General features: G+C 63.9%; 18 protein-coding genes. 7 read left to right on the top strand and 11 right to left on the bottom strand.

The genetic code is table 11. The annotated features are described in order from the left end of the window. Positions 1 to 60: 60 nt before the first annotated feature. Positions 61 to 1,725 carry an L-lactate permease gene (locus tag AC0L21_RS32415; RefSeq protein ID WP_473265748.1) on the bottom strand — a complete coding sequence of 555 codons (1,665 nt, stop codon included), beginning with the start codon at positions 1,723 to 1,725 and terminating at the stop codon, positions 61 to 63. Between the two features lie 313 nt (positions 1,726 to 2,038). Between AC0L21_RS32415 and AC0L21_RS32410 the strand changes: the two genes are divergently transcribed. Continuing rightward, positions 2,039 to 3,802 carry an ABC transporter ATP-binding protein/permease gene (locus tag AC0L21_RS32410; protein WP_473265747.1) on the top strand — a complete coding sequence of 588 codons (1,764 nt, stop codon included), beginning with the start codon at positions 2,039 to 2,041 and terminating at the stop codon, positions 3,800 to 3,802. 251 nt (positions 3,803 to 4,053) lie between these two features. On the opposite strand, the gene AC0L21_RS32405 is transcribed toward AC0L21_RS32410, so the two are convergent. From AC0L21_RS32405 to AC0L21_RS32385, 5 genes are all read right to left on the bottom strand, one after another. Beyond that, positions 4,054 to 5,058, bottom strand: a complete 1,005-nt coding sequence (locus tag AC0L21_RS32405) for a TorF family putative porin (RefSeq protein ID WP_473265746.1) — start codon at positions 5,056 to 5,058, stop codon at positions 4,054 to 4,056. 413 nt (positions 5,059 to 5,471) lie between these two features. Beyond that, entirely contained in the window at positions 5,472 to 5,831 is a 360-nt protein-coding gene (locus AC0L21_RS32400; protein ID WP_473265745.1) for a histone, read from the bottom strand. A 99-nt stretch (positions 5,832 to 5,930) separates the two neighbouring features. Further along, positions 5,931 to 7,253 carry a glycolate oxidase subunit GlcF gene (gene glcF, locus AC0L21_RS32395; protein ID WP_473265744.1) on the bottom strand — a complete coding sequence of 441 codons (1,323 nt, stop codon included), beginning with the start codon at positions 7,251 to 7,253 and terminating at the stop codon, positions 5,931 to 5,933. Then, positions 7,254 to 8,489 carry an FAD-binding protein gene (locus tag AC0L21_RS32390; RefSeq protein WP_473265743.1) on the bottom strand — a complete coding sequence of 412 codons (1,236 nt, stop codon included), beginning with the start codon at positions 8,487 to 8,489 and terminating at the stop codon, positions 7,254 to 7,256. A 62-nt stretch (positions 8,490 to 8,551) separates the two neighbouring features. Further along, on the bottom strand, positions 8,552 to 10,045 hold the full coding sequence (locus tag AC0L21_RS32385) for an FAD-linked oxidase C-terminal domain-containing protein (RefSeq protein WP_473265742.1): 1,494 nt from the start codon (positions 10,043 to 10,045) through the stop codon (positions 8,552 to 8,554). A 273-nt stretch (positions 10,046 to 10,318) separates the two neighbouring features. Here AC0L21_RS32385 and cycA point away from each other — a divergent pair, with 273 nt between their 5' ends. Beyond that, the gene (gene cycA / locus AC0L21_RS32380; RefSeq protein ID WP_473265741.1) at positions 10,319 to 10,714 is read left to right on the top strand and encodes a cytochrome c-550 CycA; all 396 of its coding nucleotides are present in this window, start codon (positions 10,319 to 10,321) and stop codon (positions 10,712 to 10,714) included. Between the two features lie 116 nt (positions 10,715 to 10,830). Here cycA and AC0L21_RS32375 read toward each other — a convergent pair whose 3' ends face one another. Continuing rightward, on the bottom strand, positions 10,831 to 11,787 hold the full coding sequence (locus AC0L21_RS32375) for an alpha/beta fold hydrolase (RefSeq protein ID WP_473265740.1): 957 nt from the start codon (positions 11,785 to 11,787) through the stop codon (positions 10,831 to 10,833). 325 nt (positions 11,788 to 12,112) lie between these two features. On the opposite strand from AC0L21_RS32375, the gene AC0L21_RS32370 reads away from it, so the two are divergent. Continuing rightward, positions 12,113 to 12,295, top strand: coding sequence for a hypothetical protein (locus AC0L21_RS32370; protein ID WP_007596968.1), 183 nt, complete (start codon positions 12,113 to 12,115; stop codon positions 12,293 to 12,295). A 12-nt stretch (positions 12,296 to 12,307) separates the two neighbouring features. Here the strand turns inward: AC0L21_RS32370 and AC0L21_RS32365 are convergent, their stop codons facing one another. From AC0L21_RS32365 to ykgO, 3 genes are all read right to left on the bottom strand, one after another. Continuing rightward, on the bottom strand, positions 12,308 to 12,568 hold the full coding sequence (locus tag AC0L21_RS32365) for a hypothetical protein (RefSeq protein ID WP_473265739.1): 261 nt from the start codon (positions 12,566 to 12,568) through the stop codon (positions 12,308 to 12,310). 124 nt (positions 12,569 to 12,692) lie between these two features. Next, a complete protein-coding gene (locus tag AC0L21_RS32360; RefSeq protein WP_473265738.1) occupies positions 12,693 to 13,334 on the bottom strand; it encodes a tetratricopeptide repeat protein in 642 nt (213 codons plus the stop codon). 107 nt (positions 13,335 to 13,441) lie between these two features. Next, on the bottom strand, positions 13,442 to 13,567 hold the full coding sequence (gene ykgO, locus AC0L21_RS32355) for a type B 50S ribosomal protein L36 (protein ID WP_006611362.1): 126 nt from the start codon (positions 13,565 to 13,567) through the stop codon (positions 13,442 to 13,444). A gap of 323 nt (positions 13,568 to 13,890) precedes the next feature. Here ykgO and AC0L21_RS32350 point away from each other — a divergent pair, with 323 nt between their 5' ends. Continuing rightward, positions 13,891 to 14,775, top strand: a complete 885-nt coding sequence (locus AC0L21_RS32350) for an amidohydrolase family protein (RefSeq protein ID WP_473265737.1) — start codon at positions 13,891 to 13,893, stop codon at positions 14,773 to 14,775. A gap of 114 nt (positions 14,776 to 14,889) precedes the next feature. Here AC0L21_RS32350 and AC0L21_RS32345 read toward each other — a convergent pair whose 3' ends face one another. Beyond that, a complete protein-coding gene (locus tag AC0L21_RS32345) occupies positions 14,890 to 15,237 on the bottom strand; it encodes a MerR family transcriptional regulator (RefSeq protein WP_473265736.1) in 348 nt (115 codons plus the stop codon). 84 nt (positions 15,238 to 15,321) lie between these two features. On the opposite strand from AC0L21_RS32345, the gene AC0L21_RS32340 reads away from it, so the two are divergent. The 3 genes from AC0L21_RS32340 to AC0L21_RS32330 all read left to right on the top strand — a co-directional run bounded on the left by AC0L21_RS32340 (position 15,322) and on the right by AC0L21_RS32330 (position 17,667). Further along, a complete protein-coding gene (locus tag AC0L21_RS32340) occupies positions 15,322 to 16,332 on the top strand; it encodes a zinc-dependent alcohol dehydrogenase family protein (protein WP_473265735.1) in 1,011 nt (336 codons plus the stop codon). A gap of 94 nt (positions 16,333 to 16,426) precedes the next feature. Next, positions 16,427 to 17,158 (top strand): haloacid dehalogenase type II, encoded by a 732-nt coding sequence (locus tag AC0L21_RS32335; RefSeq protein WP_473265734.1) that lies wholly within the window; start codon positions 16,427 to 16,429, stop codon positions 17,156 to 17,158. A 41-nt stretch (positions 17,159 to 17,199) separates the two neighbouring features. Further along, positions 17,200 to 17,667 carry a YbaK/EbsC family protein gene (locus AC0L21_RS32330; protein ID WP_473265733.1) on the top strand — a complete coding sequence of 156 codons (468 nt, stop codon included), beginning with the start codon at positions 17,200 to 17,202 and terminating at the stop codon, positions 17,665 to 17,667. Positions 17,668 to 17,691: the final 24 nt, after the last annotated feature.

Genomic DNA, 17,691 nt, shown 5'->3' with positions numbered 1-17,691 from the left:
GCAAAAATCCCCGCGAGGGCCGACCTCGCGGGGATTTGGGTTGAAGCCGGGCGTGGCCTGCTACTTCAGCACCATCGCCGTGAACGGATAGACATAGGCCTGCAGCGTCACGAGCACACCGACGAGGCAGGCCAGCACGATCGAGTGCCAGAACACGAAGCGCAGGATCGTGCCCTCATGGCCGTACCAGTTGGTCGCGGTCGAGGCGACCACGATGGACTGCGCGTCGATCATCTTGCCCATCACGCCGCCGGACGAGTTGGCCGCACCCATCAGGATCGGCGACAGGCCGAGTTGCTCGGAGGTGATCTTCTGAAGATTTCCGAACAGCACGTTGGAGGCGGTGTCCGATCCCGTCAGCGCCACGCCCAACCAGCCGAGCAGCGTGCCGAAGAAGGGATAGAGCACGCCGGTTGCGGCGAAGGCGAGGCCGAGCGTCGCGTCGACGCCAGAGAGCCGCGTCAGCGTGCCGATCGCGAGCATCGCCGAGATCGTGATCAGCGAGATTGCGCACAGCCGGATGGTGCGGCCGTACTGGATCACGAGCTTGCCGGGCCCGACGCCCATCAGGAAGCCGGAGATGATCGCGGCAATCAGCATGCCTGTGCCGGTGAACGAGAGATAGGTGAAGCCGAACACGGCGCTCTCTTTCGTCGGCCCTGGCGCGACCGGCGGCATCTTGTTGATCATCTGATGCAGCTCGGGAACGGGATAGCTCCAGGTGAAGATCGAGTTCGCCCAGGTCTTGAATCCACCATTGCCCCAGATCAGCATCACGATACAAACGATGATCCACGGCAGCAGCGCGCTGAACAGCTCGCTCTGCGTCAGCGGCGTCTTGTCCATCGGTTTTGCCGCGGCCATGGTGGCGGCCGATTCATCGCGCCCGCGCAGCGCCGGGGACAGCCAGAGCTGCCTGGGCTGCCAGACCTTCAGGAACAGGATCAGCGCGCCCATCGAGATCAGCGAGGCCCCGATGTCGACGATCCAGGGATTGATGAAGTTCGAGATTAAGAATTGCGGGACCGCGAACGACACGCCGGTGACCAGGATTGCCGGCCAGACGTCCTTCATGCCCTTCCAGCCCGCGAACGCCCACACCACCCAGAACGGCACGATCAGCGAGAAGAACGGCAATTGCCGGCCGACCATCGCGCCGAGGATGTAGGGATCAAGCCCGGTGACCGAGGCAAGGCCCTGGATCGGCGTGCCCAGCGCCCCATAGGCGACCGGCGCGGTGTTGGCGATCAGCGACAGGCCGCTTGCTGCAAGCGGCGAGAAGCCGAGGCCGATCAGGACGGCGCCCGTGATCGCGACCGGCGTGCCGAAGCCCGAGGCGCCCTCGAAGAACGCACCGAACGAGAACGCGATCAGCAGCAATTGCAGCCGCCGGTCCTCGGTGACGCCGCCGACCGCGCGCTTGAGCAATTCGAAGCGTCCGGTGCTCACCGTCACCTGGTAGAGAAAGATGACGTTGAGAACAATCCAGCCGATCGGGAAGAACCCGGTGACGATGCCCAGCACCGAGGCGCGGATCGACATGTTCGCCGGCATGGTGAAGACGAAGATCGTGATCAAATTGGCCACGATCACGGCGATGACCGCCGCGATATGAGCCTGGACGCGGCCGCTCGCGATCAGGACCAGCAATGTGACGACAGGGACCGCCGCCGCGATCGTCGACAGCACAGGGCTGTGCAACGGGTCATAAACTTGATTCCACATGATCTTCCTCCCCCACGCATGTGTGCTGCAGGCGGCCCGCGTGGACAGCCGATCCTGCTTGACGCTGAAGCGATAACCCCCGAGCTGGACGCGAATTCCTCGCGAATGCAGCGGTTCCCGTCCGCTCACAAGCTCGCGAAATCCCGGAGGCCCCCACCCCGCGCCGATGCGCCCCATGCTAGGGTTGCAAGCTGCGACAAGCCAACGCAAATTGCAGCACTTGCGACTTTAGTCTAAGCGCGCCGATTTCCGCCGTCGTCCCAGGTCTTTGGCCCTTGGCAGTTGTGCACATCCCCTCAGGAGACAGAGCTCTGTGAAGAACATCAGCGCCACGCTCGCGATCGTCTGGCGAATCGCCGCCCCGTATTTCCGGTCCGAGGACAAATGGGCTGGCCGCGGCCTGCTCGCCGCTGTCATCGCGATGGAGCTGGCGCTGGTCGCGATCGACGTCCTGGTCAATCAATGGCAGAACCGGTTCTACAGCTCGCTGCAGGCAAGTGATTGGGATAGTTTCGTCAGGGAGATCTGGATCTTCATCGGCCTCGCCTCCGCCTTCATCGCGCTGGCGGTCTATAAGCTGTACCTGAACCAGTGGCTCCAGATCCGCTGGCGGCAATGGCTGACCCGGCACTACCTCGGCGAATGGCTGCAAGGCGCCACCCATTACCGCATGCAGCTCAAGGGCGATGCGGCGGACAACCCGGACCAGCGCATCACCGAGGACGTCAAGAATTTCGTCGAGCAGACCCTGACTATCGGGCTCGGCCTGCTCTCGTCGATCGTGACGCTGTTCTCCTTCGTAATCATCCTCTGGGGCCTCTCCAACGCCGCGCCGCTGCACCTGTTCGGCGCCGATCTCATGATCCCCGGCTATCTGTGCTGGGGCGCGCTGGTCTACGCGATCTTCGGTACAGCGCTGACGCACTGGATCGGCGCCCCGCTGGTCAACCTCAATTTCGAGCAGCAGCGCTTCGAGGCCGACTTCCGCTTCAACCTCGTCCGCGTCCGCGAGAATTCCGAGCAGATCGCGCTGCTCAAGGGCGAAGGCGCCGAGCGCGGCCGGCTGCTGGAGCGCTTCGGCTTCGTGATCGGCAATTGGTACGCCATCATGAGCCGTACCAAGCGCCTCACCGCGTTCACCGCGAGCTATCAGCAGGCCGCCGTGATCTTTCCCTACGTGCTGGTGGCGCCGGCCTTCTTCGCCAAGAAGATCCAGCTTGGCGACATGATGCAGACCGCCTCGGCCTTCTCGAGCGTACAGGGCGCATTGTCGTTCTTCGTCACGGCGTACCGATCGCTGGCGGAATGGCGCTCGATCGTCGCGCGCCTCGACGGCTTCGAGATGTCGGTTGATGCGGCCGCGCACCTGCCGCCGCACGAGCCTGCGATTGCCCTCAAGGCCGCCGGCGGCAATCGCAATATCGCCCTCGAACAGCTCTGCGTGAACCTGCCGAGCGGCACGCCGCTGGTCGCAGCCGACGCCTTCTCCGTCCAGACGCCCGAGCGCGTGCTGGTGACCGGACCGTCGGGCTCCGGGAAGTCGACGCTGTTCCGGGCCATCGCCGGCATCTGGCCGTTCGGCACCGGCAGCATCTTCGTCCCGGAAAAAGCGAAGCTGATGATGCTGCCCCAGCGCCCCTATTTCCCGGTGGGCGTGCTGCGCGACGCGGTGGTCTATCCGGCCGCGCCGGGCGCGTTCGAAACCTCACGTGTCAGGGATGCGCTGATCGCGGTCGGGCTGCCCGACCTCGCCGAGCGGCTCGAGGAGGACGGTCATTGGAACCGGATGCTGTCGCTCGGCGAGCAGCAGCGCCTGGGGCTCGCCCGCGCGCTGCTGCATGCGCCGGACTATCTGTTCCTGGACGAGGCCACGGCCTCGCTGGACGAGCCGTCCGAGGCCCGCCTGTACCGGCTGCTGGCGGAGAAGCTGCCACAGGCCACCCTCGTCTCGATCGGCCACCGCTCGACGCTGGAAGCCTTCCATACCCGCAAGGTGACGATGGTGAAGCACGGCGCGATCCACGTCCTCGGCGACGGTGGTGTGCCGGTCGAGAAGGAGCCGAGCGCGGCACGCTGAGAACGCTCGACCAAGCCCTGAGGCTAATGGCCCTTCGTTGCGGCCCTCCTTCGAGACGCCCGCCTTTGACGGGCTCTCAGGATGAGGTCTGTCCTCGCGGTGAAATCTGTGAGCCCTCCTGGTGAGGAGCAGGAGCCCGCCGGAGGCGGGCGTCTCGAACCATGCGGGCCCCCGGCCTGTGCGCCAAAGTCCCAAAGCAAAAGGGCGGCAGGTTGCCCTGCCGCCCTCATCAAGTCGCTTCGGGAAGAAGCTTACTTCAGGTTGCTCATCGCGGTCAGGTCGAAGGACAGCTTGGCAATGCCGGCCGCGCCGCACCAGTTGGAGCCAGCGCCGCCCGGATTGATCGCGGTGACGTTGGTGGTGCCGGTGGCGTTGAAGGCGCTGGTGAAGGCGTTGCAATCACCCTTGTTCAGGTCGGTGTCGGAGTAACGCAGGTCCAGCGTGAACACCTTGTAGGTGAAGCCGATGCCGATGTTCCAGGTGTTGTAGTCCTTGTAGGGGATTCCGTTGGCGAAAACGGTGCCGACGCCGGTGCCGTAGAAGGCGTCCGAAGTACCGAACCACTGCCGGCCGAACTCACCCGATACGTACATGCCCATGCCGGAAGCACCGAAGGCCGTGCTGGGCGCCGTGTATTTGGCGGTCAACGAAGCGTAGTTGCCCCAGGCACCCGAGTTCAGGAAGTTCGGCGAGTAGTACTCGGTCGCGCCGACCGTGAAGCTGTCGTTGATGGTGTAGTTCACCTTGCCGTAGACTTCGACGAAGCTGACGTCCTTCTTCATGACGTTGCCGTCGGCGAGGAAGATCGTGGTCGTGCTGACGCCGCAGACGTTGCCGCCGGGAATGCCGCCGGTGAGCACGTTGTCGGCGCAGCTGCCGCCCGGATACAGGTAGCCCCAGACGCCGATGTCGAACGCGAAGGCGCCGAAGGTCGGGCGGATACCGCCGTAGATGTCGACTTCAGCAGCGGCGCGATTGGCGAAGGAGATGCTCTCGGCGGACACGCCCACGTAGAGCTGGAGGTCCTTGTTGACGTTGTAGCGCGGCTCAAAATAGGCGGCGACCGACGCTTTGTGGTTCGACTGCGTGACGCCGCGGAAGATGTAGTCGCTCATGATGGCGCCGCCGAAGGCGATATCCCAGGGATCGAACGCAACCACCGGCGGGGCTTTCTTAGCCTTCACCGCCATGTCTGCCGCGAAAGCCGAGCCCGTCACCATTGCCAGCGCCGTTGCCAACAAAGCCACTTTTTTCATTTCGATCCCCATCACCAGTTCTAAGACCCCAGCCGGATCCCGGAAGCCCCCGGAACGCACGACCTGATTGCAAATTTCGTAACTGCGGCAATCTGGATGGGGTGAGGCAAACCGTGAAGCAAAAAACACGGGCATCTGCCGACTTTTTGGGCGTTCTGACGATTCCACGGAAGGTTGTCAGCCTGTGTGTCTTCTCGAACACATTATTTGCATTCCAAAGTGCACTGGGAGGCCCGGGTTAGTACGGGTCCTGCGGTACCGTGCTGCCCGCGCCACGAATCAGGCTGCCTCCGGACAAGACCATCCTCCGCGCGCCGTCGCGCGATGCAAAAAGGCCGCAGCATCACCGCTGCGGCCTTCCTGTTGTCGATCGTGGTCGTCGGATGGGTCCAGCCCTTGGCCCGACCTTGGGCCTAACCCTGTCCCTCGGCCGGCGTCGAGTCCGCAGAAGACGAAGGCATCGCCCAGCTTGTCTCGGCGGCGGGCTCAGGAGCCGGAGCTGCCGGCGTTGACGGCTTCGGCGCGGGAGCTGCCTTCGCCTTCTTCGGCGCCGCTTTCTTCGCAGTCTTCTTGGCGGCCTTTTTGGGCGCAGCCTGCTTAGCGGCCTTCTTGGCCGCCTTCTTCGGCGCGGCCTTCTTCGCAGATTTCTTTGTAGCCTTCTTGGCAGACTTCTTCGCGGACTTCTTGGCTGCCTTCTTTGCGGTCTTCTTCGCCGCTACCGCCTTCTTGGCCTTTTTAGCCTTCTTGCTTTTTTTCTTCTTCGCTTTCGCCATCGTGGTCCTCCTGTTGCCGCCGAACAATGGTCGATCGGGTGTCGTCAGCCGCCACCTCCGGACGAAAGCTCAGCCCTCGAAAGCTCAGTCTTCGAAAGCTCAGTCTTGCGCGTTCAACGCCGGCCGCGACCCGCCCGTAGCCCAATCGAGAAGCTCAATCGTGTGTACGACCGGAACTGACGTGCCACTGGCAATCTGCACCATGCAGCCGATATTGCCTGCGGCAATCATGTCCGGCTTGACGCTCGCGATGTTGGCGACCTTGCGATCGCGCAACCGGCCCGCAAGCTCGGGCTGGAGAATGTTGTAAGTCCCCGCCGAACCGCAACACAAATGGCTCTCCGGCACATCTTTCACCACGAATCCATTATTGGAAAGCAATTCTTTCGGAAGGCCCGTGATTTTCTGCCCGTGCTGCAACGAACACGCAGAGTGATAGGCGACGACGATGTTGTCCTGGCGCGCGGTGGCCGCGAGTCCAAGGCCGGCGACGTATTCAGTGATGTCCTTGGCGAGCGCAGAGACCTTCGCCGCATCGGCGGCAAACGCAGCGTCCTCTCGCAAAAGATAGCCGTAGTCCTTGATCACGGTGCCGCAGCCTGACGCCGTCACCAGGATCGCGTCGAGCCCCTCGCCGGCCGCTTCCGCGCACCACGCCGCGACATTGGCGCGAGCCCGCGCCAATGCGTCCTGGTCGTTGCCGAGGTGGTGGGTCAGCGCGCCGCAGCACTGCTCGTCCCTGACAAGGACGACCTCGATGCCGTGGCGCGTGAGGAGACTGATGGCGGCCTGGTTGATGCGCGGCGCAAGAACCTGCTGAGCGCAGCCCTGGAGCAGCGCGACCCGGCCGCGCTTCTTGCCGAGAGCCGCGAACACACTCCCGGCGGCGGGCCCCCGCGGCGGCAGCCGGCTCGGCGCCAGCGCCAGCATCGCCTTGAGGCGCAGGATCATGCCGGGCGTCGCCGATGGCCGGGGCGTCGGCAGCAACGCGGCCAGTGGGCGGGCCAGCCGCGCCAGCCACATGCTGGCGCGGAAACGCTGCGGGTCCGGCAGGACGAAGGCCAGCACCCGGCGCAGCAGCCGCTCGGCCAGCGGCCGCTCGTAACGCTGCTCGATCCTGACCCGGGCCTGATCGACCAGATGCATGTAATTCACCCCCGAGGGGCAGGTCGTCATGCAGGCCAGGCACGACAGGCAACGGTCGACATGTTTGACCACTTCGGCCGTCGGCGTCTGGTCCTTCTCCAGCATCTCCTTGATCAGATAGATGCGGCCGCGCGGGCTATCGAGCTCGTCGCCAAGCAGCACATAGGTCGGACAGGTTGCGGTGCAGAAGCCGCAATGGACGCAGGCGCGCAGGATCTTGTCGGCTTCCGCGATGTCGGGATCGGCGAGCTGCGCGAGTGAGAATTCGGTCTTCATTCAGCAAGCGCCCCGCGTCAGCCGGCCCCGGTTGAGAACGGTCTTCGGATCGAAACTGGCGCGGACCCGCTCGCTCAACGCGGCAAGGCCAGGGGCTTGCGGGTGGAATACATCGATCGTGCGCCTGACGTCCTCGGCCGCCCGGATCAGCGTGGCGTGCCCGCCGGCCGCATTCGCACGTTCGCGCACGGCCGTGGCATGCGCGTCCGGCTTCGGTGGCAACGCCGCCCAGATCAGTCCACCACCCCAATCGTAGATCAATTCGCCGCCGGTCTCGCGCGCCAGCAGCGTCCCGAGCGCCGCGCCCGACGCCGGTGGACAGACGATCCGCCAGACCGGCCAGGCCCCCAGCGCGCCACTGGCTGCGAACGGCAGGACGTCGCGGATCGTGGTCCACAGCGCCGCTGACACCGTGTCCTCGACGAGAGTCGCGGTTCCGAACGGCGCCAGCAAGTCGCGCAGCGAGCCGGCACGGTGGGCGGCCGAGGCGGTAATGCCTTCGAGCCGCAGCATGGTCAGCGCCTCGCTTTGGCCTGCGATATCGCCGAGACCTTCGATCCTGGTCCGGAACGCCGATGTCGGCAGGTGCGCGGCCCCGGAGACGTCGAAGGGCGAGCCGAGCGCCGCCGTCATCGCCTGGTTGGCGGCGGCACCGTCGAGCCCGCGCAGCAACAGCGTCCGCTCGGCCTCCGGCTTCGGCATCACCTTCAGCGTGACCTCGGTCATGACCGACAGCGTGCCCCAGGAACCGGCGAGAAGCTTGCAGAGGTCGTAGCCGGTGACGTTCTTCACCACCTTGCCGCCGGTCTTGAAGCTGTCGCCGAAACCGGAGACGGCATGCGCCCCGAGCAGATGGTCGCGCGCCCCACCCGCCTTGATCCGGCGCGGACCGGCCAGTCCAGCCGCGATCATGCCGCCGATGGTGCCTGATACCGGCGTGCCGAGCAGCGGCGCGGTGTTCATCGGCTCGAAGGCGAATTGCTGGTTCTTGGCATCGATCAGCGACAGCACGTCGGCCAACGGCGCGCCGGCCTGGAGCGTGACAATGAGTTCGTTGGGCTCGTAGGCGGTGATGGCATTCAGCGCGGAGACGTCGAGCACAGCATTGGTCGCCATCGCATGGCCGATGCCGCGCTTGGAACCATGGCCGATGATCTCGAGCGGCTGCTCATTGGCAATCGCCGCGCGCACCACTTCTTCGACGTCTTTGGCGTCTCGTACCTTGAGCGTATCCACGACTGAGGCGGTAGCGAAATTTGCAGCGAAAATCAAATCTGGCGCGTTGCAGCGAGGCGACGTTAAAATCGCGGGATGTCGGGAAACGCCAGCTTCCCAGCGTGGACGTGCATGCGGCCGAGCTCGGCGCAGCGGTGCAGGGTCGGAAACACCTTTCCGGGATTGAGCAGGCCCTGCGCATCGAAGGCGCATTTCAGGCGCTGCTGCTGGTTGAGGTCGATCTCGCTGAACATCTCCGGCATCAGATCGCGCTTCTCGATACCGACGCCGTGCTCGCCGGTGAGCACGCCACCGAACTCGACGCAGGCGCGCAGGATGTCGGCGCCGAAGGCTTCGGCGCGCTCGATCTCGCCGGGCTTGTTGGCGTCGTAGAGGATCAACGGATGCAGATTGCCGTCGCCGGCATGGAACACGTTGGCGCAACCGAGCTGGTATTTTTCCGAGAGCTCGCGGATGCGCGCCAGCGCCTTCGGCAGCGCACCGCGCGGGATGGTGCCGTCCATGCAGAGATAGTCCGGCGAGATGCGGCCGACGGCGGGGAACGCAGCCTTGCGCCCCGCCCAGAACAAATTGCGCTCGGCCTCCGAGGTCGAGATCTGGCAGGTGGTCGAGCCGCAAGCGTTCGCAATCGCCTCGACCCGCGTGATCAGCTCGTCGACCTCGATCTTGGGACCGTCGAGCTCGATGATGAGGAGCGCCTCGACATCGAGCGGATAGCCGGCATGGACGAAGGCCTCCGCGGCGTGGATCGCGGGCTTGTCCATCATCTCCATGCCGCCGGGAATGATGCCGGCGCCGATGATGCGCGCCACGCATTCGCCGGCCGCCTCGACTTGCGCGAATCCGACCATCAGCGCGCGCGCCGTCTCCGGCTTTTGCAGGATGCGCACCGTGATCTCGGTGATGACGCCGAGCAGGCCTTCCGAGCCGGTGATGACGCCCATCAGGTCGTAGCCTGAGTTCTCCGCCGATTTTCCGCCGATGCGCAGGATCTCGCCGCTCATCAGCACGATCTCGCAGCCGAGCACGTTGTTGGTGGTCATGCCGTATTTCAGGCAGTGCACGCCGCCGGAATTCTCCGCGACATTGCCGCCGATCGAGCAGGCGATCTGCGAGGACGGATCCGGCGCGTAGTAGAATCCGGCATGGGCGACGGCCTGGCTGATCGCGAGGTTGGTGACGCCGGGTTCGGTGACGACGGCGCGGTTGTCGAAATCGATCTCGCGGATGCGCTTGAACTTGCCGAGTCCCAGGAGCACGCCGTCTTCCAGCGGCAGCGCGCCGCCGGACAACGAGGTGCCGGAGCCGCGCGGCACCACTTTGATGCCCTGCCCTGCACAATATTTCAGGACGAGCGAAACCTGCTCGGTCGTGTCGGGCAGCACCACGACCATCGGCGGCTGCCGATAGGCCGTCAGTCCGTCGGATTCATAGGCCCGCATCTCGGCAGGCGTATCGATCACGCCTTCGCCCGGCACGATTGCGCGCAATGCAGCCACGATCTCGGCGCGACGCGCGAGCACAGCCTGGTCGCTCGCGGGCATCATGATGGCCATATCACATCCTTCATGGCGTATCCTTCCGGCTGAGGCCGCAGGATCGAATTGTCGCGGCAAATCAACCATGTCCGCGGTGGTTTGGGTAGGCCATCCGAAAGTCGGATCGACGATCTTGCGCGAGTTCGCTCTGGGACAAGTAGGAAATCGTGAAACCTGCCATGGTTTGGCGGCTTGTCCAATCCGAGCAGGCCTGCCAAAACCGGCAGGTCCGACCATTGCCGATCAGGCAAGCAACTGACCAGCCCCCAGGGAAGAGACGAAGAGCACCCGATGACAAAACTGATTTTTGGCGCATTGACCATCCTCACCGCGATTGCCACCGCACCTGCCGCGATGGCGCAGGATGCCGCGGCCGGCAAGTCGTCGTTCAACAAATGTCTGGCCTGCCACGCGATCGGCGAAGGCGCCAAGAACAAGGTCGGCCCCGAGCTCAACGGCCTCGACGGCCGCAAGTCCGGCACCGCGCCGGACTACAATTATTCCGACGCCAACAAGAATTCCGGCATCACCTGGAACGAGGCCCAGTTCAAGGAATACATCAAGGACCCCAAGGCCAAGATCCCCGGCACCAAGATGGCATTCGCCGGCATCAAGAACGAGAACGAGATCAACAATCTCTGGGCCTACGTGTCGCAGTTCGACAAGGACGGGAAGGTCAAGCAGTAAGCGCGTGTGAGGCGGTCGCCGGAGCTTCGGTTCATTGAATCAGAACCGAAGCTCCAGGTTCTTGTTTTGACGCGTTTTCTTCACGCGAACCGGCAGCCACTTCGCTCGAAAACGCTCTAATCGGCGACCGCCTGCGCCGATACGATTTTCCCGATCATCGTCTCGATCTCCGCCTTCACGAGATCGGGCACCGCGTTCTGCACCATGTGGCCGAGATCAGGCAGCACGATCAGCTTCGCATTCTGCACGGTGGCGGCGAACGGGCGCGCGTGAATGTCGGTCTTTACCGTCTTGTCGGGTTCGCCGGCGATGATCGTGACCGGCGCCGATATCTCGCCGTAGCGCGCAACCTGCGCGGCGACCGCTTCCTTCAGCGTCACCAGATCATAGGCATTGGCGATGAACTCGCGCGGGCGCAGCAGCAGCGGCGTCGCGGAGTCCTGCACGAAACCGTCTGGCATCATTTGCGGCAGGAAGACGTTGCGCGCGCCGGGCTCGCTCAGGAAGTAGCCCAGCGGCAGGGTTATGGTGTAGGCGAGCAGCGGGCCGATCACGGGCGTTGCGATGACCTCGTTGTAGCGGCCGACGCCGCCGCGCCAGGGATGGGTGACGGGCGCGAGCATCACAAGGCCCGCGACGCGGCCGGGATGATCGAGCGCCAGCCGTGCGCCGAGCGCACCGCTCCAGGAATGCACCACGAAGACCGCGCGATCGATCCCGAGCTTGCCGAGCGCCTCATCGATCATCCGCACCTGGACCTCCGGGGTCGAATCCTGCCGCCGCGCCCGCGTGCTCCAGCCGTGACCGGGACGGTCGATCAGGATCACGCGATGATTCCTGGCGAGGAGATCGCCGAGCGGCCGCCGCATCGCTTCGAGATTGGAGCTCGCGCCGTGCAGCATCACGATCGGCAGGCCCGAATCGCGCGGGCCGATATCGACGAGGTGAAGCACGGCGCCATCGACCTCGATCATCCGGCCCTGCGGTGGAAAGGCGCGTTGCACGGCGAGGACGCCGGCCTGCGTGACCAGCGCCAGCACAACCAGCGCGGTCACGACTGACATCACGATCATGGATGGAATCCGGGCGATCCAGGGCACAGGGCAGTTACGTGGCTTGCGGGCGGCAGTTTCGCCCGGGGAGCCCCCGCGCTCCACTTGAAATGCCGGGGCTGTGGATATGTGCATAATTCAAGCGGGAAAAACGCAACGAAATCAATACTGGCCCGGGAGCACGCAGGCCTCGAAACAGCTTCATGCCTTCGTCATCGCAGCTTCCTTATAATCGCCACGGTCGGTTCCGCCATTTAGACGCGGGTGGGCGCCGATCGTGCTCGCAGCCCTCGGGGATGCGGGAAAGACCGGCAGGATTTATCCTGATTTGAACCGGAGAATTGCGATGAGCCTGAGATCCAAAGACACTGCGATCGACGAGATCGTGGCAAGCTGCCACGGCGACCTGCGCGGTGCCGTGCGCGCGCTGCTGCTGATCAACGAGCATCTCGAGACGGAGCTTGCAAAGGCCTACGCCGCAGCGGTCGATCGCGGCCTCGCCGAGCGCGAAGGCAGCGTTTTGCACTAGGTCGCTGTCGACCTAGTTCGTGGTGTCCTCGTCCTTTTCCTCGTCAGGCGTGGATGCGGGACAGGCGCGGATGGTCGAACGGGCAAGCTTGGCGTCGGCCTTCGATTTGTAGGGACCGTCACCGAACCAGACGTCGCCGATGATCACGGGATTGCTGGTCACGATGTTGCATTTTCCGGTGGCGCGATTGCCGACCACCCAGAACAGTCCGTCGGCGAGGCTCGCCGTGCCCGACGCGAGCAGCAATGTACCTGCAAAGATCAAACGCTTCATGGCTGTGCTCCCGCGATGAAGGTAGGCCTGCGGCGGGGCCACCCACACCCCTCGTGACGCGGCGCGTGTGATCGTGGTTAATCGGCTAGCGCCGCATTCGCTCGAGCAATGATCGACTTGTCCGCTAAATATCGCGGCCTTCGACCTTCTCGGTCAGCGCCTTGACCTGATCGGGGATCTTCTCGAGGTGCGGGTTGACGGCGAGCGCCTTGCGGTAGGCCTCAAGTGCGCGCTTTTCGTCGCCGACCTCCTGCATGATCATGCCGAGGCCTGCGAGCGCGCCGAAATGGCGGGGCTCGCGGATCAACACCTCGCGAATGTCGGCGAGCGAGCGGCCATAATCGTTCTGCATGTAGTAGAGCGTGGCGCGACGATTCCAGGCTTCGATGTAGTCGGGCCTGAGCTTGACGACTGAATCCAGCAGCTTGATCGCAACCTCGATCTTCTTTGCGTCGACCGCGGTCTTGGCCCGCGCCATCAAAAGCGCCGCGGTGTCGCTCGGGGTCTGGATCCAGATCGCCCAGATCCGCGCCTCGACATGCTTGGCGCTGGCCTCGTCGGGCGCAGCTTTCAGCGCGCCGAACAGGAAATCGAGATTCTTGGTGCGATCGACCTTGGGCAGCTTGGCCGGCGCTTCCGGAAGTTTCTTCTGCTTGCCGGGCGGGGTCGGCGGATCAATCTGCTGTGCCAGCGCCGGAGCGAGTCCGGCGGCTCCCAGCACAAGGGCCAGACACAGGGTGCGCGCGACGGAGAATCTCACTGCCATGGTCGAAGTCTAAACGCGCAAAGCCGCCCTTGCAAAGCAAAGGCGGCGTCAAACTCGTGTGAGACCGTGGTCTTGCGGGGCGCGCGCGGGCGTCCGGCAGGGCGAAATCAGCCCTGACGCGCCTTGAAGCGGCGCTGCACCTTGTTGATCACATAGACCCGGCCCTTGCGGCGGACCAGGCGGTTGGCGCGATGGCGACCGCGCAGCGATTTCAGCGAGTTACGGACCTTCATGGCAGAATCCTGAACGTTCGAAAGGCCGTGTTCGGCACTACCGTTTCGGCACGCGCGAATGAGGCAAAATGAGATTTTCCCGCTGGCGGACCGACCGCCCGGGACGGGGCGGTTCTTAAGGCATGGGAGGACCGGATGTCAATGTTAACTGGCCCGATCCCACCCCGCAAATTCAGGAAAACAACCCCATGCAAAGTAGAAGCGGCCGGATCGGCCCAACCAGCATCTCGGACGGTGCCTGCCCCACAACGCCTTGTCCCACAACGCCTTGCCAAGTTCGTTATATCATATAATCAATTCGGCAACCCGTCGGGAGGAAACCCATGCCGAAGCTGAAGCTGCCCAATATCGACGACGTCGTCGCCATCGACATCCATACCCACGCCGAGGAGCCCTGCGGCACCCATCCCGACGACGGCTATGACGACTTCCAGGCGCAGATGGCGGACTATTTCAAGTCGCCGCACAAGCATCCGCCGACCGTGCCGGAGACCGCGGCCTACTACCGATCCAAGAAAATCGCCGCGGTGATCTTCCCGGTCGACGCCGAGCGCGAGACCGGCTTCCGCCGCTACAAGAATGAGGAGATGCTGGAGATCGCCTCCGACCATCTCGACGTCCTCATCCCCTTCGTCTCGATCGACCCGCACAAGGGAAAGCTCGGTGTGCGCGAGGCGCGCAAGCTGATCGAAGAATACGGCGTGCGCGGCTTCAAATTCCACCCAACCATGCAGGGCTTCTACGCCAACGACCGCATGGCCTATCCGCTCTATGAAGAGATCAACAATGGTGGCGCGATCGCGCTGTTCCACACCGGCCAGACCGGCGTCGGCTCGGGCATGCCCGGCGGCATGGGGATGCGGCTGAAATATTCCAACCCGATGTACATGGACGACGTCGCGGCGGATTTCCCCGACCTCAAGATCATCCTCGCCCATCCCTCCTTCCCCTGGCAGGAAGAAGCGCTGTCGGTCGCGACCCACAAGCCGAACGTCTACATCGACCTCTCGGGCTGGTCGCCGAAATATTTCCCGCCGATCCTGGTGCGCTACATCAACTCGATCCTGCAGGACAAGATGCTGTTCGGCTCGGACTGGCCGGTGATCACGCCCGACCGCTGGCTGTCGGATTTCGCCAAGATCGAGATCCGCGACGAGATCCGGCCGAAGGTGTTGAAGGCGAACGCGCGGAAGCTGCTGGGGATCTAGGCGCGTACTCGTCAGCGCATCGAGGGCTTCGACGCTGCTATCGAAGCCCTCACACTCAAACCCTCAAGGCCCAAGACTTTGGCGCGGTGAATCCGATGGCCGCGTTGCGTGCGATCAATTCACGCTTGCCAGATAGCCCGCTAAAATTGTCCGGCTTTCGCTGAGCGTCTCAATACGTTCATCGATCAGGCCGACCTGCTGAGCGAGTATTTTTCGCAGCTCGTTGCACGGCGTGAAAGCCGGATCGTTGTTCCGCACGCACGGGAGCAACCGCTTGATGGTTTCGAGCGTCATCCCCGCGGCGCCGAGCATCTTGATCCGCCGTACGGCTTCCTCTTCGGCCAGGCCATAGTCGCGATAGCCGGAGTTCGTCCGCAGCGGCGCGAGCAGTCCTTCGCCTTCGTAGTAGCGCAGCATCCGGACGCTGACCCCCGTCCGCCGGGAGAGTTCGCCGATTTTCATCTGAAGCCTCTTGACCCTGACAGCACTGTCAGACCTTACAGAATTTGCTCGTCCAAGTGAATGCCACTTGTGAAGGGAGCAACGATGAAAGCCTACCATTTGAACGGCCAAGCTGGTGCTGGCCACCTTGCGCGCGCCGAAATCAGCAAACCCGAACCCGCCAATGGCGAGGTCCGCATTCGGGTCGAAGCGGCAAGTCTGAATTACCGCGACCTCCTGATCCTCGACCGTGCAGGCCGAGGCGAGCTCAACGGCCGCGTGCCACTCTCCGACGGCGCGGGTGTCGTTGACGCCGTCGGCGCCGACGTCGCGCAATGGCAACTCGGAGACCGCGTCGCTGCATCGTTCTTCCGCGATTGGATCTCGGGGCCGTTCAAGTCCAGCTATATTCCGTCGTCCCTCGGCGGCAACACGATGGACGGAATGCTGGCTGAGTATGTCGTGCTGCCGGCGACCGCGCTGGTCTCAGTGCCGGCGCATCTGTCCGCGGTGGAGGCAGCGACCCTGCCCTGTGCCGGCGTCACGGCTTTTCATGGCCTCATCGCACGCGGCGGGATGCGCAGAGGCGACACGCTGCTGGTCCAGGGAACAGGCGGCGTCGCGCTGTTCGGGCTTCAATTCGCAGCGGCGCTGGGGGCGCGTGCGATCGTGATATCCTCCTCGGATGAAAAACTCGCCCGCGCCAAGGCGCTGGGCGGCTCGATCCTCATCAACTATCGCGACACGCCTGACTGGGATGTGGGCCTGATGAAGGCGACGAATGGCGCCGGGGCCAGTCATATCCTCGAACTCGGCGGTCCCGGCACCTATGACCGATCGCTGCGATCGGTCGCTTCGGGTGGCAAGATCGTTCAGATCGGGGTTTTGACGGGGTTCGGCCCCAAGCCCGACCTCGCGCGCCTTCAGTGGGAGAATGCCGACATCATCGGTGTTACCGTCGGATCGGCCGAACACTTTGTCGCGATGAATCGCTTCATGACCGAGCATGCGATCCACCCGATCGTCGATCGGGTCTACGACTTCGACGACGTTCTCGAAGCATATGCGCACCTCCGGACCGGCTCACACTTTGGCAAGGTCGTGATCAGGCTTTAGAAATCAGGGGCCCAGTTCGCGTTTCCGTGTTGGATCGATACCGTGGCGCCTTGTATAGTCCATGCGCCCGCAGCAATCCCGGGGGACAGGTCAATTGAGTCTCAAAGCCGTTGTCTTCGACGCCTACGGAACGCTCTACGACATCCAGTCGGTCGCGGAGATCACCGAGGATGTGTTTCCGGGCTACGGTGAGATCATCACGCAGATCTGGCGGATCAAGCAGCTCGAATACACCTGGTTGCGCTCGCTGATGCGGCGCTACCAGGACTTCGCAGCCATCACGCGCGACTCGCTTTCCTATACACTGCGCGTGCTCGGGCTCGCTTACGAGAACGAGGCATTTGAGCGCGTGATCGAGAAATATCTGCATCTCGATCTCTATCCGGATGCGACGGCAGCGCTCACGTCTCTGAAGCCGCGAAAACTCGCCATCCTCTCCAACGGCAGTCCGGACATGCTGAATGCGCTCGTGCGCAACTCCGGTCTCGACGCCCTGCTCGATGCCACGATCAGCGTCGACGCGAAGAAGATCTTCAAGCCGAGCCCGGAGGCCTATGAGCTGATCGGCGAGGCGCTCGGCACCGCGCCGGACGAGGTGCTGTTCGTCTCCTCCAATCCCTGGGATGTCGCGGGCGCGAAAGCATTCGGACTGAACGTTGCCTGGATCGAACGGGTCACGCCCGAAGCGATGGCGCTGGCTTGCGTCGAGAACGAACTCGTGGCACCGCTGACGATGTTCAAGGCGATCCGCACCCAGATGGACGAGCTCGGCTTTGCGCCGGATCATCGTGTCCGGGCGCTCTCGGAGCTGCCAGGGATTGCTTAGGCATCGCCGCCCGCCCATGAGTCTGGAATGAGCCGACCTGAATGAGCCTTCAATCCGTTCGCGATTTCTTCGCCGAAAAAGCCCCCGACATCACCGTTATCGAATCCCCGATCAGCTCCGCGACCGTGCCGCTGGCCGCCGAGGCCTACGGCGTCGAGCCCGGAATGATCGCCAAGACGCTGTCCTTGCGGATCGGCGAACGCGTCATCCTGATCGTCGCGGCCGGCACCTCGCGCATGGACAACAAGAAGGTCAAGGCGGCGTTCGGCGGCAAGCCGAAGATGCTGGGACTGGAAGAGGTGGCGGAAATCACCGGCCATGAGGTCGGCGGCGTCTGTCCGTTCGGGCTGAAGTCGCCGCTGCCGGTCTATTGCGACGTCTCGCTGAAAGCGTTCGACGTGGTGGTGCCAGCCGCCGGCTCGACCCACAGCGCCGTGCGCATCACGCCGGACCGGATGGCCGAGCTGACCGCAGCGGAATGGGTCGATGTCTGCGAGGTCAGGCCGTAAGGCAGCTGCGGGATGCCTGATGCA

Source organism: Bradyrhizobium sp. WSM4873, from assembly GCF_055811355.1.
Note: the sequence above shows the minus strand (reverse complement) of the source record. Positions and strands in the feature narration are given on the sequence as shown.

Coding starts and splice junctions, on each gene's coding strand:
- AC0L21_RS32415 (WP_473265748.1), bottom strand. CDS start 1,725: ATGTGGAATCAAGTTTATGACCCGTTGCACAGCCCTGTGCTGTCGACG.
- AC0L21_RS32405 (WP_473265746.1), bottom strand. CDS start 5,058: ATGAAAAAAGTGGCTTTGTTGGCAACGGCGCTGGCAATGGTGACGGGC.
- AC0L21_RS32400 (WP_473265745.1), bottom strand. CDS start 5,831: ATGGCGAAAGCGAAGAAGAAAAAAAGCAAGAAGGCTAAAAAGGCCAAG.
- glcF (WP_473265744.1), bottom strand. CDS start 7,253: ATGAAGACCGAATTCTCACTCGCGCAGCTCGCCGATCCCGACATCGCG.
- AC0L21_RS32385 (WP_473265742.1), bottom strand. CDS start 10,045: ATGGCCATCATGATGCCCGCGAGCGACCAGGCTGTGCTCGCGCGTCGC.
- cycA (WP_473265741.1), top strand. CDS start 10,319: ATGACAAAACTGATTTTTGGCGCATTGACCATCCTCACCGCGATTGCC.
- AC0L21_RS32375 (WP_473265740.1), bottom strand. CDS start 11,787: ATGATCGTGATGTCAGTCGTGACCGCGCTGGTTGTGCTGGCGCTGGTC.
- AC0L21_RS32370 (WP_007596968.1), top strand. CDS start 12,113: ATGAGCCTGAGATCCAAAGACACTGCGATCGACGAGATCGTGGCAAGC.
- AC0L21_RS32365 (WP_473265739.1), bottom strand. CDS start 12,568: ATGAAGCGTTTGATCTTTGCAGGTACATTGCTGCTCGCGTCGGGCACG.
- AC0L21_RS32360 (WP_473265738.1), bottom strand. CDS start 13,334: ATGGCAGTGAGATTCTCCGTCGCGCGCACCCTGTGTCTGGCCCTTGTG.
- ykgO (WP_006611362.1), bottom strand. CDS start 13,567: ATGAAGGTCCGTAACTCGCTGAAATCGCTGCGCGGTCGCCATCGCGCC.
- AC0L21_RS32350 (WP_473265737.1), top strand. CDS start 13,891: ATGCCGAAGCTGAAGCTGCCCAATATCGACGACGTCGTCGCCATCGAC.
- AC0L21_RS32345 (WP_473265736.1), bottom strand. CDS start 15,237: ATGAAAATCGGCGAACTCTCCCGGCGGACGGGGGTCAGCGTCCGGATG.
- AC0L21_RS32340 (WP_473265735.1), top strand. CDS start 15,322: ATGAAAGCCTACCATTTGAACGGCCAAGCTGGTGCTGGCCACCTTGCG.
- AC0L21_RS32330 (WP_473265733.1), top strand. CDS start 17,200: ATGAGCCTTCAATCCGTTCGCGATTTCTTCGCCGAAAAAGCCCCCGAC.